14 protein-coding genes are annotated in these 16,515 nt (G+C 57.3%); 4 read left to right on the top strand and 10 right to left on the bottom strand.

The window, feature by feature from the left end:
- The first annotated feature begins 53 nt into the window (after window positions 1-53).
- From NKI79_RS20075 to NKI79_RS20065, 3 genes are all read left to right on the top strand, one after another.
- Window positions 54-368, top strand: coding sequence for a GYD domain-containing protein (locus NKI79_RS20075; RefSeq protein ID WP_352803693.1), 315 nt, complete (start codon window positions 54-56; stop codon window positions 366-368).
- A gap of 535 nt (window positions 369-903) precedes the next feature.
- Window positions 904-1,734: a PA3715 family protein gene (locus NKI79_RS20070; RefSeq protein WP_352803690.1), complete on the top strand. Its 831-nt coding sequence runs from the start codon at window positions 904-906 to the stop codon at window positions 1,732-1,734.
- A 33-nt stretch (window positions 1,735-1,767) separates the two neighbouring features.
- Complete coding sequence (locus NKI79_RS20065; protein ID WP_352803688.1) at window positions 1,768-2,406, top strand: class I SAM-dependent methyltransferase; 639 nt, start codon at window positions 1,768-1,770, stop codon at window positions 2,404-2,406.
- Window positions 2,407-2,742: 336 nt separating this feature from the next.
- Here NKI79_RS20065 and NKI79_RS20060 read toward each other — a convergent pair whose 3' ends face one another.
- Window positions 2,743-2,961: a DUF6429 family protein gene (locus NKI79_RS20060; protein ID WP_502909836.1), complete on the bottom strand. Its 219-nt coding sequence runs from the start codon at window positions 2,959-2,961 to the stop codon at window positions 2,743-2,745.
- A 474-nt stretch (window positions 2,962-3,435) separates the two neighbouring features.
- Between NKI79_RS20060 and NKI79_RS20055 the strand changes: the two genes are divergently transcribed.
- Window positions 3,436-5,022 (top strand): adenylate/guanylate cyclase domain-containing protein, encoded by a 1,587-nt coding sequence (locus NKI79_RS20055; RefSeq protein WP_352478518.1) that lies wholly within the window; start codon window positions 3,436-3,438, stop codon window positions 5,020-5,022.
- A 554-nt stretch (window positions 5,023-5,576) separates the two neighbouring features.
- Here the strand turns inward: NKI79_RS20055 and NKI79_RS20045 are convergent.
- The 9 genes from NKI79_RS20045 to NKI79_RS20005 all read right to left on the bottom strand — a co-directional run bounded on the left by NKI79_RS20045 (window position 5,577) and on the right by NKI79_RS20005 (window position 16,506).
- Window positions 5,577-5,822 carry a type II toxin-antitoxin system VapB family antitoxin gene (locus tag NKI79_RS20045; protein WP_352646186.1) on the bottom strand — a complete coding sequence of 82 codons (246 nt, stop codon included), beginning with the start codon at window positions 5,820-5,822 and terminating at the stop codon, window positions 5,577-5,579.
- 224 nt (window positions 5,823-6,046) lie between these two features.
- Complete coding sequence (cysQ, locus tag NKI79_RS20040; RefSeq protein WP_352803933.1) at window positions 6,047-6,832, bottom strand: 3'(2'),5'-bisphosphate nucleotidase CysQ; 786 nt, start codon at window positions 6,830-6,832, stop codon at window positions 6,047-6,049.
- Window positions 6,833-6,842: 10 nt separating this feature from the next.
- Window positions 6,843-8,780: a sulfate adenylyltransferase subunit CysN gene (cysN, locus tag NKI79_RS20035; RefSeq protein WP_352803681.1), complete on the bottom strand. Its 1,938-nt coding sequence runs from the start codon at window positions 8,778-8,780 to the stop codon at window positions 6,843-6,845.
- A 2-nt stretch (window positions 8,781-8,782) separates the two neighbouring features.
- Complete coding sequence (cysD, locus tag NKI79_RS20030; RefSeq protein WP_352803678.1) at window positions 8,783-9,688, bottom strand: sulfate adenylyltransferase subunit CysD; 906 nt, start codon at window positions 9,686-9,688, stop codon at window positions 8,783-8,785.
- 340 nt (window positions 9,689-10,028) lie between these two features.
- On the bottom strand, window positions 10,029-11,345 hold the full coding sequence (locus NKI79_RS20025; RefSeq protein ID WP_352803676.1) for an O-antigen ligase family protein: 1,317 nt from the start codon (window positions 11,343-11,345) through the stop codon (window positions 10,029-10,031).
- Window positions 11,342-12,601 (bottom strand): hypothetical protein, encoded by a 1,260-nt coding sequence (locus NKI79_RS20020; protein ID WP_352803673.1) that lies wholly within the window; start codon window positions 12,599-12,601, stop codon window positions 11,342-11,344. The genes NKI79_RS20025 and NKI79_RS20020 overlap by 4 nt, the downstream gene beginning before the upstream one ends.
- Complete coding sequence (locus tag NKI79_RS20015; RefSeq protein WP_352803671.1) at window positions 12,489-14,873, bottom strand: GumC family protein; 2,385 nt, start codon at window positions 14,871-14,873, stop codon at window positions 12,489-12,491. Before NKI79_RS20015 ends, NKI79_RS20020 begins: the two co-directional genes overlap by 113 nt.
- Window positions 14,874-14,911: 38 nt before the next feature.
- Entirely contained in the window at window positions 14,912-15,700 is a 789-nt protein-coding gene (locus NKI79_RS20010) for a polysaccharide biosynthesis/export family protein (protein ID WP_352803669.1), read from the bottom strand.
- Window positions 15,697-16,506 (bottom strand): tyrosine-protein phosphatase, encoded by an 810-nt coding sequence (locus NKI79_RS20005; protein ID WP_352803667.1) that lies wholly within the window; start codon window positions 16,504-16,506, stop codon window positions 15,697-15,699. The genes NKI79_RS20010 and NKI79_RS20005 overlap by 4 nt, the downstream gene beginning before the upstream one ends.
- Window positions 16,507-16,515: the final 9 nt, after the last annotated feature.

Below are 16,515 nucleotides of genomic sequence, written 5' to 3'. Positions count from 1 at the left end.
GTGTTGGTCAAACGATCAATAACGAAACCAGTACAAGATCGGGAGGAATACCCATGAAAGTGACGATCCTGGGAAACTATCCGCCCCATGCCTACAAGGGACTGATACAAGGCTCAGACCGAGAAGCTGCAATCAAGGCGGTTTTGGAAAGCGTTGGTGGCAAGGTGTCCCGTTTGATGTTTACTCGCGGCGCCTATGATATTGTCATCAATGCTGAGGTTCCGGACCAGGCCGATGGGATGGACCTAGCACTGGCGGTGCGGTCAAACGGCTGGATAAAGGACCTCGTTGTCCTCGAAGAACTCGACATGAATGCGGTGCTCGCAGCTGCCAAAAAGGCTGCCGGCGTTTACAAGCTCACCGGATGATTGGACTGGCTGCACATTGAAGGCAGCACGGTTGCGATTGAACGCGCCGTGCTGCCAAGTCTCAAGGAAAGTCAGGCTGGGGTTTCGGAAAGCCGAAGCAGGCGCGGCATTGGTTCTGCTTCAATACCGCGCGACAGCCAACGCGCCCGGCTCAGGGGCCAGAAACGGAGGTCATGCCGAGTTAATTTTGGAATGTACTCCCTAGAAGGTGCGCTTGACGGATCGGCGAGGTCCGGTTTTGGAGCGGTTTCTTGTCGGAGCGCTTCTTTATCTAATCGGAGCGCGACAAGGCAATCGAGATCACTTTGTCAGTATCTGTTTCAGGTAGCTCGAACAGCATTGGCAAAAATTGGCCGCTCGGGCGGCGTTCTCATGATCACCGTCCCTAAGCGAGCTCGGACTTTAAACGTTCCAGGATACCTATGGTCCTGACGCAGCGGGTGGAGCTAGCCGTCACTTGCCTACACACTGTGCGCCGCCACCAATCTCGCATAGAAGGGCCTGGCCGAACCCGGCCCTGCGACGCGAGAACTCCATGCGAATAGTGTTGCCTGTTCTGTTGCTCGGCGCCGCCCTCGCCAGCCTGTCGCCCGCCCGGGCAACGGCCGGCGATTGCGGCGATGCCGCCGCCCTAGTGCGGCAGGCCTATCCCAAGGCCCAAAAGAGCGCCGACGGCACCTCGTTCACGCTTGTACCCCATACGAGCATCGCCTCAACGCTCCCGGCCAGCGATGCGCCATTCGGCCTGGTCTGCAAGATCTGGCCGGCTCATGACGACCTGCTTTTGGTCGCGGTACCGCTGATCGACAGTGCTAACGGCGACCACCTGCATGTCGGCGACATCGAGCTACTGGTGGTCGATAGAAAGAGCCTGCGGGTGCGCCAGCGCCTGCTCCAGCCTGGACTGATGACCGATGACGCCATCGCGATCCGTAAGGTGGAATTCGACACCGGCCGCTATGCACTGGCCCCTGAGGTCACCGCCTTCGGCCTGCGCATCGAAATGGCAAACCATTCGCAGGCTACTCCCTTCACTGAAACCGACCTGCGGCTCTATGCCGTCGCCAGCGATGCGCTGCGCTTGGTGCTCGACGGCCTCGTGGTGGCCGGCTCTGGCGGCGATAGCGATGCCAGTTGCGCCGGATCCTTTCATTCCAGCCAGGTCAGCCTGGCGATGAGCCCGGCGCGCCACCACGGCTATCGAGACATCATTGCGGTCGAGCGGTCGACTACCGACAATCCCTCCCCCGACCAGAATGGCGAATGCCGGTCCCATCCCGGCAAGCCTGTGAAGCGGACCTACCGGCTGCGCTATGACGGCAGCCGCTACGCGGTTCCCGCGGCACTCAAGGTGATGGGCTTGTGACGCCGCCGCACACGTCCCTGCCTTGGTTCGTCAATGGGATCAATTCCAGTTGAAAGGGTATCGACCGTTAATTCTCTCGTGGTAGGAGGCGCTCAAGGGGGCTCTTCCAAAGGAGCTGATGATTTGTGGTGGTCAAGATTCAAAAGGGGTTTTGCAGGAACGTGGGACGACAGACTTGACGGGCTATTCTCCGCAAAGGTCGACTACGCCGGAAAATCCATTCTCGATGTTGGCTGCAATATGGGTGTTGTCGCCTATGAGATATCCAAGCTGAAACCCAGTTCGATCCATGGGATCGACATTGCCAAACCGCATATCGAGACTGCAAAGATGTTGTTGAGCGGCTCCCCGGTACATGCCCGGTTCGATCGCCTGAATCTTGGCAGCCGGCGCCTCGGCAATATCCTTCTACCGAAATACGATATCGTTCTGCTGCTGGCCGTCTATCAGCACATGCAGCGCAACATCGGCCCAGGCAAGGCGCGAAGGGTGCTTTCCAATATTGTGAGGCGCACCTCAAACGTCGTTGCCCGCGTTCCGCCTGGAACGGATGGCGAATTCATCGAAACGCTTTCTGACGAGGGGTTCCAGGTCAAGAGCACTCACACATCGCCCCTTGGTAGTCATGTGCTCGTGCTTGAGAAACCTGCCTTCGGAAATCCGCAGCCATAGAGATTTCGCATCGCGAGTGGCAATCTGCCCCACTAACATCCCATGTGTCAGCGGCGGCACAGACCCGCTGCTGGCTGCAACTCAGCGCGTTGGACGCCCGATTCGCCGGGAGAGCAGCTCGCGGCTGGACTTCGCGTCAATGCCGTTGACGTTTGAGGGTCGCGGCTGCGGTGTTATCTGCCACTGCCTTGACAGACAAAATGCCCCCGTTGGCGTAGGTGACTGGCCGCCATGGCGAGAACATCGCCGTCCCGCCTGGGGTCAGCGCGCCGCCGGTGTCGAAAAATTTCAGCCATGTGCGCTATCAGCTCGCAGGCGCCCGTCCAGCGCTCTGGCTCAGGGCGCCGGGCGAGTGAACAGGGTTCGGAATAGCTCCTCAGCACGCCGCAGTCCTTCATCCGTCAGAACCACTGACTTCGCCTTGTTTGCCGGATTCGCGATCAGCCCCTTCTGGTGCAAGCGATCCAGGGCATTCCAATCCAACCCCTTCCAGGCGCAATGCAGCGTCAGCCAAAGCAGGCCCATAACGGCATCGTCGATCTTGTCGGTGTCGATCTACATGCAAGCAGTTTAACACGCGAAAGCGCTGCCACGATCCACACCGCAGGGTTATTCCTCGCGCAACGGTTCGACCGAAAATAAATGTTTCACCTAGGCGTCGCATGCGCGACGGCGTGATTTGGGGAGACGAGCCGGGATGGGATCCGAGTTCATCATGGTGGCTAAGCGGCCGTGGCAGCCCTTGCCGCTGGCAATGAAATGCGGATTGGCGAAATCCTCGTCGTCGCTCCGGTTGCGCTGCAGGCGAGCGGCTGACCGTCCAGCGTATGCGCGACATCCCCTTCACTGATTCACTGCCGTCTAGCGCCAGAAAGCGAAATCCGCTGTGAGCGTCGGGGCTTAGCACCAACTCTCAAGGTCGGTCCGACGTTGCAGGGCTGACGTGTTTTCATCGAGCCAAGACTGACTCTGGTACCGTGCCGGGAATGAGCTATAGTTCACATACTAAGACGGCCGGGCGCTTGCACAATGGCTGGACTGGGTGAACAGATTGCGCGTCAGCAGCGCACCATGGGACCGCTCCTGGTGGCGGCAGTGGTCATCGGCCTTATCGGTCTGCCCGTTGCAGCCTGGCTCGACCTCCGAGACCTGTCGGAACGGATGCTGCGCAGGCAAGCCAGCGAAATCAGCCGGATCATCGACGAAATGCGCGGATTCTACGGCAGCGACGTCGTGGGACGCGTGTTGCAGGCAGACGGCGCCGTGACTGCGACGCACAACTACCGGGACGTGCCAGGTGCGATCCCTATTCCAGCAACCCTCTCGATCGAACTCGGCAAGCGCATCAGCGCTCACGACGGCTCGGTCAAATATCGGTTCGTCTCGGATCTGCCTTTCAAAGGTCGCGCGCCCCACCAGCTCGATGCGTTCGAGCGGGATGCAATCCTGGCTTTGCGCGCCAACCCGAAGGAGCCAATCATCGAAGTCTCGGGCTCACTGTTTGACCGGCAGGTCCGCGCCGCGGCCCCTGTCATAATGGGACAAGTCTGCGTGACCTGCCATAACTCACACCCGGATAGCCCCAAGACGGACTGGAAGGTCGGGGATGTCCGAGGGATCCAGGAGATATCAGTCAATCAGCCTATTGCTGCGAACGTGCTGACCTTCAAGTATCTGCTTCTATATTTCGGTTTCGCGGCGGCGGCGGGCCTGACGTTCATTCTCCTGCAGCGTCGGCAGTCCGCGTTGATTCAAGGCATGAACAAGGAGCTTTCGGAGGCAAACGACTTCCTGGCCGCGATCTCATTGAAGATCGCCAAATACCTTTCGCCTCAAATTTACAAAAGCATCTTCAGCGGCCAGAAGGACGTCACCATCGCGACCGAGCGCAAGAAGCTCACGATCTTTTTCTCCGACGTCAAGGATTTCACCGCGATCGTGGAACGTCTCCAGCCCGAGGACCTGACGCTTCTCCTCAACGAGTACTTCACCGAGATGTCAACGATCGCGCTCAAACACGGCGGCACCGTCGACAAGTTCATCGGCGACGCGCTTCTTGTGTTCTTCGGAGACCCCGAGACGCAAGGTGTCGAGGAAGACGCGAGAGCCTGCTTGCGCATGGCTGTCGACATGCAGCGTCGGCTGGAGCAGTTGAACAGAGTGTGGCATGACCGCGGAGTTGAACGGCCCTTCCGAGCTCGCATGGGCATCAACACAGGCTATTGCAATGTTGGGAACTTCGGTTCCGATGATCGGATGGACTACACGATCATTGGAGCTGAGGCGAACTTGGCGGCCCGTCTGCAGTCGATTGCCGAGCCCGGCGGCATCTGCCTCAGCTATGAGACTTACGCGCTCGTGCGCGACCTTGTCCGGGCGCGTCCATTAGCACCGATTGCCATGAAGGGGATCAGCCGGGAGGTTGTCCCCTACGAGGTCGAGGGCCTCCTGGGTGAACTCGCACAACGCCCTCAGGTCATCAGCGAGCACACGACTGGCCTCGACTTGTTCCTTGATGTTGAGGCAATCGACGAGAACGCGGTCGAGCGGGCGAAGAAACGACTTTCGGAGGCGCTCCTGGCCTTATCCATCCGAAGCAAGCCCGCCGCATTTTAGGTTCTTGAACCGTGATGCAATCTGGACCGTGGAACGGGCAACCTGGCATTGTTTCGTGACAGTCGGCTAAACCGTCGTACTAATGGGGAGCGCGACAAGCCGGTGAGCGACGCTTGCGCCCTGCGTCGCGAGACTGTGCCACTCACGCAGCCTCGATGTCGGTCTGCGGAAAGTCGGCGCCTTTGAACATTAATGGCTGGTCAAAATGCCGGGCACAAGCATAGGCGAAGCAGTCACCAAAATTCAGCCGCGCCGGGTGCCGGCCCTTGCCGAAGCGATCGAAAGCATCAATCGCGAGTCGAGCCGTGTCAGTGGCAACGCGACCATGTCAATCTCCATCAATGACAGATAGCGTCAATCTCCATCAATGACAGATAGCTTTCGACGGCCTCAGCCGCCTCGCTGATTGCCAAGTCCAAGACTCTCGCGACCGCGATTGCAGCCTCCCATACCGCAAGTGGCGACGTCAGCCGCTTTCTGGTCTGCTGCATGCGTGCAAGGAGTCCGCGCTCCTCTTGGTCATCAGCGCCGTCAGGACGAGGCGTCGATGAACATCAGTCATTCTCGTACAGGCTGTCGCGAAACGCCTTGTCGGCGGGCCTACCGTGATCAGGCTTGCCCCGGGCTCGCAGATCACGGCAGAACCTGAGGCCGATTTCCACCAGGGACGGTCTAGCCTGTTCGCGCTCAAGCTCATGCTTCAGCGCGGCGTGGACGGCGCCCGTCAGACCAGTCCTCTTAAGCGCGGCGACCTGGCGGGCCAGCGCGTCGGTCTTGGGATTCTTGATGTGGAACGCCATCACTCGCTCGTATAGCCGTTCAAGTGTATCGGTATAGAGCAATTTGGAGACACCGTGTGAAGGCCCCGCAGCATCGACCAGACACGAAGCGAATCGGCCACGCCAGGCTGAATAGGGATCGTCCCAGTGTGCTTACAGATCTCGAGCAATGTCTGAGGTGGCTTCCATAACTCACTTGTAACACTCGCACTTTCGTTCGGGTCTGGGAACTGCGCAGTCATCGTCTAGGCAGGCCCAGCAGCCTTGCCGCTGGCGATAAAATGCGGGTTGGCGAAATCCTCGTCGTCGCTCTGGTTGCGCTTGCCGTAGGCGAGCGGCGCACCATCCAGCGTGCGCGTCATGCCGCCGGCAGCGCGTAGCACCGCGTCACCCGCGGCAGTGTCCCATTCCATGGTGCGGCCGAAGCGCGGATAGACGTCCGCCTCGGCGCCGGCGAGGAGGCAGAATTTCAGCGATGAGCCGACTGAGACGATTTCGGCCGCGCCAAGCGCGCGGATATAGGCGTCGGTTTCCGGCGTGTTGTGGGACCGGCTGGCAACGACGGTCAGCGGCACCATACCGGCCCTCGCCGAAATCAACTGGCGATCGACGATCTCATAGTCATTGATCTCGATAGCTTCCGCTTTGCCCGGCCGGCCGGAAAAGAAGCGGCCGGTGCAAGGCGCGAAGACAACGCCGATCTCCGGCACGCCATGGCGAACCAGCGCGATGTTGACAGTGAAATCGGTCCTGCGGTTGACGAACTCCTTGGTGCCGTCGAGAGGATCGATCAGGAAGAAGGCGTCGCCGAGATCCGGTGCCATGATGCCGGCCGAAGCTTCTTCCTCGGCCACGCACGGAATCTCGGGAAATGCGGCGCGCAGCCCGGCAAGAATAATCTTCTCGCTCTCGCGGTCAGCCTCCGTCACCGGCGAACTGTCCAACTTGCTGTCGACCGCACAGCCGGCACGAAAGACGCGCATCACCTCGCGTCCCGCCGCCAAGGCAAGGTGCTCGAAGACGGCGAGCATTGCTTCGTCGTCAGATACCGCCGCCGCTGTCATATTGGTCTTCGGCAATGTCCCGCTCGTCCAGCCAGTGTTCCAGGGCGTCCACCATCTCCTCGGCCGATTTGCCGAGTGTCTTGAGATGAATTTCGGGTTTTTCCGGCACCTCATACGGTGAATCGACGCCGGTGAAATTCTTGATTTCGCCGTTCAACGCCCGCGCATAAAGGCCCTTCGGATCGCGCCTGGCACATTCCTCGAAGGGTGTGTCGACGAAGACCTCGATGAATTCGCCGTCGGCCATCAATTCGCGCGCCATGCGCCGCTCCGCGCTGAACGGCGATATGAACGAGACTATGACGATCAGTCCGGCGTCGGCCATCAGGCGCGCGACTTCTGCGACGCGGCGAATGTTTTCGACACGATCGGCATCGGTGAAACCGAGATCGCGGTTGAGGCCGTGACGTACGTTGTCGCCATCCAGAATGTAGGTGTGGCGCCCGGTGGCGAAGAGCTTCTTTTCGAACAGATTGGCGATGGTCGATTTGCCCGAACCCGAAAGCCCGGTGAACCAGAACACCGCCGGCCGCTGGTTCTTCATATCGGCACGCGCGCGCTTGCCGACATCGAGCGACTGCCAGTGGATGTTTTCGGCGCGGCGCAGCGAATGCAGGATCATGCCGGCACCGACCGTGGCATTGGTGATGCGGTCGATCAGGATGAAGGCGCCGGTGGTGCGGTTTTCGGCAAACGGATCGAAGGCGATCGGCGACCGCGTCGAGATGTTGCAGATCCCGACTTCGTTCATTTCAAGCGACTTGGCCGCTTCATGGGCAAAGTCGTTGACGTTGACGCGGTATTTCAGGTCGGTGACGGTGGCGCTGGTCTGGTCGGTCTCGGTGCGCAGGATGTAGGAGCGGCCGGGCAGCAGCGCGTGTTCATCGAACCAGACGATCTTGGCGGCGAACTGGTCGGCGACCTGCGGCCGCGCTGCCGGCGAAACCAGCATATTGCCGCGAGAGACCTCGACCTCGTCGTCGAGGACAAGGGTGATGGCCTGGCCGGCGACAGCCTGTTGAAGGTCGCCGCCATGCGAGACGATGCGCCTGACACGGGAGGATTTGCCGGATTTGGCGACGACCACCTCGTCGCCCGGCGCAACCGAGCCGGAGGCGATGGTGCCGGCGAAACCGCGGAAATCGAGATTGGGACGGTTCACATATTGGACGGGAAACCGGAACGGCAGTTCGACCGCGGCCTCGTCAACCGAGACGGTTTCGAGATGTTCGATCAGCGTCGGGCCGGAATACCAGTCCGTCCTGTCGGAACGGCCGGTAACGTTGTCGCCATAACGGGCCGACATCGGAATGGGCACGATCGTCTGGAAGCCGAGTTCACGTGAGAACTGCCCGTAATCAGCGACGATCCGTTCAAAAACTGCTTCGTCGAAGCCGACAAGATCGATCTTATTGACGGCGAGCACGATGTGGCGGATGCCAAGCAGCGAGGCAATGATCGAATGTCGGCGGGTCTGACGCAGTACGCCCTGGCGGGCATCGATCAGCACGATGGCGAGATCCGCCGTCGAGGCACCCGTCGCCATGTTACGCGTGTATTGTTCGTGGCCAGGCGTGTCGGCGACGATAAACTTGCGCTTTGGCGTGGCGAAGAAGCGATAGGCGACGTCGATAGTGATGCCTTGCTCGCGCTCGGCCTCGAGGCCGTCGACCAGCAGCGCGAAGTCGACGTCGTCGCCGGTGGTGCCGTGCTTGCGTGAATCGCGCTCGAGCGTGGCCAGCTGATCCTCGAAAATCTGCTTGGTGTCGGAAAGCAGGCGCCCGATCAGCGTCGACTTGCCGTCATCGACAGAGCCGCAGGTCAGGAACCGCAGCAGCGACTTTCGTTCCTGTGCCGCCAGATACTCGCGGACGCCGTCGGTTGGGGCGAGGCTCTTGGCCATGATGTGGCGCATACTCAGAAATACCCCTCGCGCTTCTTCTTTTCCATCGAGCCGGCTTCGTCGCGGTCGATCAGGCGACCTTGCCGCTCGGACGTGCGCGCAGTGAGCATTTCGCCGACTATCGCCTCCAGAGTGTCGGCGTCCGAGTCGATCGCGCCGGTCAGCGGATAGCAGCCGAGCGTGCGGAACCGCACCATCCGGTTCTCCACTGTTTCGCCGGGCCGCAGCTGCATGCGCTCATCATCCCTAAGGATAAGCATGCCATCACGTTCGACGACCGGCCGCTCCTTGGCCAGATACAGCGGCACGATCGGGATGGCTTCTTGGAGAATGTACTGCCAGATGTCGAGCTCGGTCCAGTTCGACAACGGGAACACCCGGATCGATTCACCGGCAGCGATGCGGGTGTTGAAAATCTTCCACATCTCCGGCCGCTGGTTCTTCGGATCCCAGGCATGCTGGGCGTTGCGGAACGAGAAGATGCGCTCCTTGGCCCGCGACTTCTCCTCGTCGCGGCGGGCACCGCCGAAAGCTGCATCGAACCCGTATTTGTCGAGCGCCTGCCGCAGCGCCACCGTCTTCATCACATGCGTGTGGGTGTTGGAGCCATGGTCGAACGGGTTGATGTTGTCGCGCACGCCGTCTTCATTGACATGGACCAGGAGGTCGAAGCCGAGCTTTTGCTGCATCTGGTCGCGAAAGGCGATCATCTCGCGGAATTTCCAGGTCGTGTCGACATGGAGAAACGGAAAGGGCGGCTTGGCCGGATAGAATGCCTTCATCGCCAGGTGCATGAGCACGGACGAATCCTTGCCGACCGAATAGAGCATGACCGGCTTGGCAAAGGCCGCGGCCACCTCGCGAAAAATATGGATGGATTCGGCCTCAAGCCGCTGAAGGTGCGTAAGTGCGATGTTCATGGACTGCGAGCGTTCTTTCGTACCCATCCACAGAAGGGCTGTAACGGGCGCGATCTTCAGTCACCCGGTTCAAGCTGCACTTCTGGATAATCTATTTTCGTGCAGGCCTTCTAGCAGATCGTTCCTGCCCAGAACAATGCAAGACAAGCCTGCCGCCGAATGGTTCGGGAATGACTTTTCCATACAGCCGGCAAAATCGGGAAATTTCTGCCCGGCGAGCGGCTGCCCCTGAAAGGGGGCGGGAAAACATTGCCTGGGCTGGGAAGCTGAGAGCCAGGAGACGGCTCGCCTGACCGCCGTCCGCTTCGTTCAGGCGACGTCAGCCGTGGCGACGACGTCGCTAGGACGAAGTTTCGATGGGGACAAGTAGCTTGTCACCGTTGTGATCGATCTCGATCATCTCGCTCTTGCGGCTCAAGCGTTCCGCAAACCCTTTGTGGAAGATGATGGCGTTCATATAGGCAAAGGTCATCGCTAACGCCGCGGTCCGCAGCGGATAGTCGACCAGAGAATGAATGAGAAGAAAAGAAACCGAAAGGAATGCTGCTTTCTGCAGTGGGTCACGGCGAACCCTAGCCAACGCAGCCAGAAGCAACACGAAATACCCTACCATCAGCAGGATAGCCGGAACTCCACCTTCGAAGGTAATTTCAAGGTATTCATTGTGGGCATGATTCACATACTCCCGGAAAATCATGCCCTCTCTTTCGTATATCTGATACGCCTTTTGGAAATTCCCGAATCCGACACCCGTCGCCCAATTATCCTTGATTCCCTCGATTGTGGTTCGGGCAAATTCACCTCGTCCGAAAGCCGGGTCGAGCGCCTGTGAATCCAGCTTGGTCCAGGCGCTCATCGTGTAGATCGAAAGCCCGACAAAAATCAGAAGAACGCTGAACCCGCTCACCCTCGAGCGGGCTGAGAGAAAGATCACGGACAATACGGTGATCGTCAACCCAATCAGAACACCGGCGCGGGAACCGGCGGCCAAAAGAAGCAGCAAGAGCGCAATCAAGCCGAACGATCCGGACAAGAGATGTCCGCGGAACAGACCAAAGTAGACGACGAACGGGATAGACACAAAAAGCAACGCCGAAAAATGATTCACGTTGGCGAAAAGCCCGGCATTGATCGTAAAAGGCAACAGCCCGACAATAGCGACATCGTCGGAGAGCGAATATTGAATTGCTCCCGCCAAACCGTTGCAGATGACACCGATAAAAAAAAAGGGGAGAAGCGCTGTCACCTGTTCAACTCGCAAACGCAAAACAGCCAAAAAAAACGCCATTATCGACAAGAGAAAAAGCAGACATTCGATCGTGCGGCCAATCCCAATGCTAATAAACCCAAAACGACTTTCTCCAAGCCAAGGATCACCAAGTAGCAACTCCGGCCGCAGGCCGTGGAATAACGCTGCCGGCAATGGGACGATTTGCAAAACCCCAAACACAACGGCGCCGATCAGCAGCCACAGAGCAGATCGAGGGCTCTTTTGCCCGGAAGTAAGCGAAAAGACGGCCGCCGCTGAAACGATTGCCGCGATCTCGATCAGCGTGTCCGTATACAGGCCATCCGCAGTGCCTCCGCCGATCAGTAGCGATAAAAACAACACTGACCCGAGAAGGTATTTATTCCATTCTGACCGCCGATCGCTCAAGATGGAATTCTCTCAATGCTCAGTTTGTGCATTATCAACGTACCTACATACCTAAAGCGCCAGCTCTCAGCAATTGCCGCAGTCTGAAGCCGTAGCAACTGCAGAGGGCATGCCGTTGGCCCGACTGAAAATTCCTGGCTAAGATTCTGACGATTATAGGTGCCTTCAGAGATATTGAATCGTGCGATTTCTCCCGCCGGATCAACACATCTGATCGACCAGAACAATTCCTTTGGAAGCTTCAAGTTTCGTGCAGAGGCAATCAGGGAAATCTTATATACGCCTGGCGGCAACGCGATGTACTGCTGAAGGGCTGCTTCCTTAACCGGCGTGTTCAAGAAACGCACCGTCGCCCCGCCCTCACCCTCTACTGCATGGCCAGACGATGCAAATATAACTTCTAAGCCTGACTGATCGCGGACTTGCCAATTGAAGGGCCTGCTGCCGGGTCCGGGTTCGAAGGTGCCGTTGAAAATATACCCGCCCAATTTTCGTTCCTCGTCAGAAAGACTGAAGAGAAACAGCCGATATGCCGGCTCATATTCTCGCTGACGGATATAGCCCGCAATCACGGTGGCCAGTTCCCCCGCTTTCGGCGGTGCGCTTGAACCAGTCAAATCGAGCAGAAGCCGATTTGCTGAATTGAGCCCTTCGCGGGTCTTGCCAAGCGCGGCGAACAGGGTGGATCTCCAGGGGGCTTCCGCAACAATGGCTGCCAATACAGCCTTATACCCGCCGGGGTCTGAGAGGATTGTCGGCATACCGTCGGCAACCGTCGAAAATTGATCTGGCCATCGGCGCAGCAGAATGTCGATCTCACCGACGGCCTTCGACAAGTCACCTGCTTCGACATTACGGCCGATCGATTTCTGCAGCGAGTGGATCTCCGTCTTCGAAAGTTTTTGGGCGTGATCGAAGAGCTGGTAGGCTTCGTGTTTTTCGCCTTGCCGGCTCTTAATCTCTCCGATCAAACTGTAGAGACGTGCGTCCCCCAGATTGAAAAGAAGCGCGCCTTGGGCCCCGACAAGCAACTTGTCCAGATCGGGAGCATTGTTCGTATCGTTCAGATCGCTGGTGAGTTCACTTATCAGGGCATCAACGTTCATCGGATCGAGGGCAAGAGAAACGGCAGGCGTTTCGGTTTCAAGAAATCGACTTAGCCCGATCGAGGAAGCCGCCAACACTAGAACGGATGCGACGAACCAGACGACTGAGCGCCGGAGACTTTCCATACGCGGGCTGGCTTGCTCGATCATCGACTTTGCCCTCGATCTTTGGCGTATTCGCATCCGTGCCGTAGCTGTAGTACTGATAGTTCATGTACTTGTATGCATAGTTATAATCGAACTTATTCACCGCAAATTTGGACATTGCAGCTCCGACCACGTTTGCGCCAGCAGCTCGTAGGCGCTTCAGCGCTGTCTTAGCTGATTTGCGCGTCACCTGATTAGTAGAGATGACCATCAATGTACCCTCGGCAAGCCGACTCAGGATCGGGGCATCCGAGAGGCCAACGACAGGCGGCGCATCGATGATGACCAGATCGAACCGTTTGCCAAGATTAGTCAAAATCAGAGCCATCTTCGGGGATGAGAGCAGGTCAGCGGGATTTGGGGGGATCGTTCCGGAAGTGAGAACGGTCATATTGGGGTACTTTGTCGCCCTGAAAATGGTTCCCAGATCCTCCCTGCGCACTGTGTTTGTCAAGAGATTGCTGAGGCCGATCGTGTTATCGAGCCCACACAGGCGATGAAGGTTCGGCTTTCGCAGATCGCTATCGACAATGAGGACTCTTGCGCCGAGCGCGGCAAAATCCTGGCCAAGCTTGAACGAGGTAGTCGACTTGCCTTCCGATGGCTCTGAGCTCGTAACGAGCAACGACCGCGGTGCGCCCTCCGCACCGGAGAATTGTAGTGACGTCCGAAGCGAACGATAAGCCTCCGACAGTCCAGATTTCTGATCGGCGATGCTGGCTACAAACTCCCGGTCATCTACGTTCGGCAAAATGCCCAGAATCGGCAGTCCTAATTCCTTTTCGATTTGTTCCGGATTGGTGAACGTATTATTCAACAGCTCGATGACATAAATAACAGAGGCCCCTAAAGCCAGAAAAAGAGCCAACGCAACTGAAACATTAATGCTCAGACGCGGGGAATAGGGGGCAGTCGGTTGCGCCGCAAAATCGACGATTGCTGCACTCTGAGTTTTTAGCTCCGAGCTAACTCCAACTTCATTCAGCTTGGCGATCAGACTATCATATTGTGACCGGTTCGAATCTACTTCTCGCTTTAGGATAGTGTACTTGATGTTTTTGTCATTGAACACCACCTGCTGATTTTCCATCTCGGCAAGCTTGGCCTTAAGGTCAGCTTCTTTGTTTAGCGCCTCTTGGTACTTCAACCGAAGTGAATCCGTTATGGCCAAGATGCCGTTGTTATAGAGCCGCTGCAGTTCCTTAATCTGTGATTGAAGCTGCTGCATTTCCGGAAAGCCGGGCTTCAGTATGCCCAGCTTCTGCTGATATTGGCTGGTTAAATCGGCTAGCTTATCGCTGAGCTTCTGCAGCCCTTCGCTTTCCAACACCGGACCCAGACTTGCGCCACGACCCTTCTCTATCTGATCCACTACCCGTCCAGCGTCTAGCCTTTCCTGGATCGCCGTCGCAAGCGCAGTGTTCAGAGCCTCGATGTTGGACCCGATCAACGATTTGTCGTCGCCCGTTACCGTAATGCCGGCGTCCTTGGCGTAAGCGACTAGCGCCTCTTCAGACTTTTGAAGCTTTTCCTTAACCTGCAGAACCTGCTCTTGGATAAATTGTCGCGCCAAGTCCGAGGTCTCGCTAGTTTGGTCGAGGCGTTGGTCAATAAAGCTCTGTGCAACCTGGTTGGCGACGTCACTCGCGTATCTCGGTTTCTGATCGGTAAAGGTGATGGATAACAGGCTTGTATTCGGCACCAGATTGACACTGAGGTCATTTAGAACGCGCCCGATTGCAATCGCCTCTCGTTGTTCGGGAGTTTTCTCCTGAATGGAGGGCGATTTAGAAATTTTGAATGCGCGATAGAAAATGTTGCTAATTGAAAAGTCCGACGTCGGGAACAGGAAGTCCGGCTTTTCGCTCAGACCCAACTGAAATACAACGCGCTGCGCCAATGCGCGGCTTTTGAGCTTCTCCCGCGCTGTTAGAAAGGCTCGTACGTCGCTGTCTTCGGAAACCACCTCAATATCCTGAAAGACCTTAGCCGAGGGCACCAAAACTTCCAATTGCGTTGTGGCTTGGTATTTTGGCGTTTGCATCATCGTTACGACGACGCCAGCGACAAGTCCCGCCGCGGCCATAATGGCAATTAGCCAACGGTACTGGACGATGTAAAAGAGCAGCTTGAGCGGGCTAAAGCCCTCTCGCTGGTCGGAAGCATCGTGGCCGTAAGGGCTATAGCTTTGCGCGCCATCGTAAAACAGGTCCGCGGACAACGCTTGACTCTGTCCGGGTGCCACAATTTGATGCTGCCTGTTGCGATCGAGCATAGCTCTAGATAATCCTAGGTTTGACTGAACGAAAGCATTTATGGGACCAGGACGCCAATTCGAGCTGCACTTGAAGCAACACCGAGAGCATCTTTGAGATTGTTCATAGCGATTTTCGATTTCGAAGCGAAGACCACAATCTTGTCGCCCCCATAGATGCGTGGATTGCGGCTCTTGCCAGCTCGAATCTCCTCAACGTTGTAATTAGCAACCAGCGTATTTGAGCCGATATTGCGATAGACATAAACTTTTTTTGCGTCCCCAACCGTATTGAACCCTCCAGCAAGCGCGATCGCGTCGATGAGAGAAGAATTGCTCGCAACTGGATAAATGCCGGCCTTGTTGACTTCGCCGTCGACGGTTATGCGCTGTCCGATAGATTCCTTGACGAAGACCGTGACGTCGGGAGATTGCAGGTACTTGGCGCCATAGGCGGTCTCTATCTCCTGCTCCAACTGACGGACGGTTTTCCCCCCTGCGGTAACAGTGCCTATAAGCGGAAGAGAAATCTGACCGCTCGAGTCGACTTGAACCGTTCTGTTCAAATTATCGACCTGAAACACATTTACATCGAGCACATCGTTTGGAGATAAAGGCTGCTCGCTGCCGTTCTGTGTGTTTTGCGGCGCAGGCAGGTCCTTCACCACCCGCAGAGCGCCGCCGCCCGAAAGTGGCGAAGACGATGATGTCAATTGAAGTGCATCCACGGAAGTCGATGAAGAAGGGGCCATCGACGAGGTGCTCGTGCATGCCGACGTCGCCAGCGACGCGACCAATACGAAAATCGCACCTACATGATTTCTTGCCAAACAAAAAAGGCCCATCATGCTGTCCCACCTTTGAACAAGCGGCCGAACCCTCCAAAACGGCCGGCGTTGCCCGTATTTGGTTTCTTCGGACGTGTTTTTCCGACCGGTTCGATGGGCCGGTTCGCCAATATCTCACCTGGACGTTTCAATACCATATTGCGGGCCTCGTCTTCCCCACATCGCTTGGAAGCAGCGGCAACCGCCTGCGAAAGCCCAGGACGACGGCGCGTAGCGCTATGAGTATCCGATGCGATAATATCCACCCTGCCCTCGTCAATCAGCTTTTCCGAATAATAAAGGGCTGTGCGTCCGAAAGCACCAATAATCGAATCTGCCGTAAGCTGAATAAGGCAGCCCACCGCATTCAGCCTCTCGATAACGTCATAATTCGTTTTGATCCAGGTCAAACGCTCAGGATGGGTAAGAATAGGAATAAAACCGGCGTTTATGAGGCGCAGTGCAAGCTCCTCCATCCGCGGCGGTAACACATGATGCGGCGGCTCAAACAAAAAATACCGAGATTGGTTCAAGGTCGGCACGCTGCCGGCAGCCAGTTGTTCTGGAAGATCCGGCGCTACGTGGACATCGGCACCGACGTAAAGGGCAAGCGGTATAGCGGCGCGGCGCAGTGCCTGGTCCAAGCCTTGAACGGCTCGAACAATATTTGACGTCCCGTTTTCGTATACGCCCGGGGTGACATGTGGCGTGCACGCCATGTGGGTCGTTCCATCGGCCACCGCGAGACGAGCCATTTCCAGCGATTCAGCAAGGCTGGGCGAGCCGTCGTCGAGGCCAGGTAAAATATGAGAATGCAGATCGATCATTGGCGTTTG

It is taken from the genome of Mesorhizobium sp. M0340 (genome assembly GCF_040321535.1).
Lineage (GTDB): Bacteria > Pseudomonadota > Alphaproteobacteria > Rhizobiales > Rhizobiaceae > Mesorhizobium.
This window is presented reverse-complemented; position numbering and strand designations above follow the sequence as displayed.

What these genes read in the sequence shown, in the direction of transcription:
- NKI79_RS20070 (WP_352803690.1), top strand. Translation starts at nt 904, where the DNA reads ATGCGAATAGTGTTGCCTGTTCTGTTGCTCGGCGCCGCCCTCGCCAGC.
- NKI79_RS20055 (WP_352478518.1), top strand. Translation starts at nt 3,436, where the DNA reads ATGGCTGGACTGGGTGAACAGATTGCGCGTCAGCAGCGCACCATGGGA.
- cysN (WP_352803681.1), bottom strand. Translation starts at nt 8,780, where the DNA reads ATGCGCCACATCATGGCCAAGAGCCTCGCCCCAACCGACGGCGTCCGC.
- NKI79_RS20045 (WP_352646186.1), bottom strand. Translation starts at nt 5,822, where the DNA reads ATGGCGTTCCACATCAAGAATCCCAAGACCGACGCGCTGGCCCGCCAG.
- NKI79_RS20010 (WP_352803669.1), bottom strand. Translation starts at nt 15,700, where the DNA reads ATGATGGGCCTTTTTTGTTTGGCAAGAAATCATGTAGGTGCGATTTTC.
- NKI79_RS20005 (WP_352803667.1), bottom strand. Translation starts at nt 16,506, where the DNA reads ATGATCGATCTGCATTCTCATATTTTACCTGGCCTCGACGACGGCTCG.
- NKI79_RS20020 (WP_352803673.1), bottom strand. Translation starts at nt 12,601, where the DNA reads ATGATCGAGCAAGCCAGCCCGCGTATGGAAAGTCTCCGGCGCTCAGTC.
- NKI79_RS20075 (WP_352803693.1), top strand. Translation starts at nt 54, where the DNA reads ATGAAAGTGACGATCCTGGGAAACTATCCGCCCCATGCCTACAAGGGA.
- cysD (WP_352803678.1), bottom strand. Translation starts at nt 9,688, where the DNA reads ATGAACATCGCACTTACGCACCTTCAGCGGCTTGAGGCCGAATCCATC.
- cysQ (WP_352803933.1), bottom strand. Translation starts at nt 6,832, where the DNA reads ATGCTCGCCGTCTTCGAGCACCTTGCCTTGGCGGCGGGACGCGAGGTG.
- NKI79_RS20015 (WP_352803671.1), bottom strand. Translation starts at nt 14,873, where the DNA reads ATGCTCGATCGCAACAGGCAGCATCAAATTGTGGCACCCGGACAGAGT.
- NKI79_RS20065 (WP_352803688.1), top strand. Translation starts at nt 1,768, where the DNA reads ATGGGATCAATTCCAGTTGAAAGGGTATCGACCGTTAATTCTCTCGTG.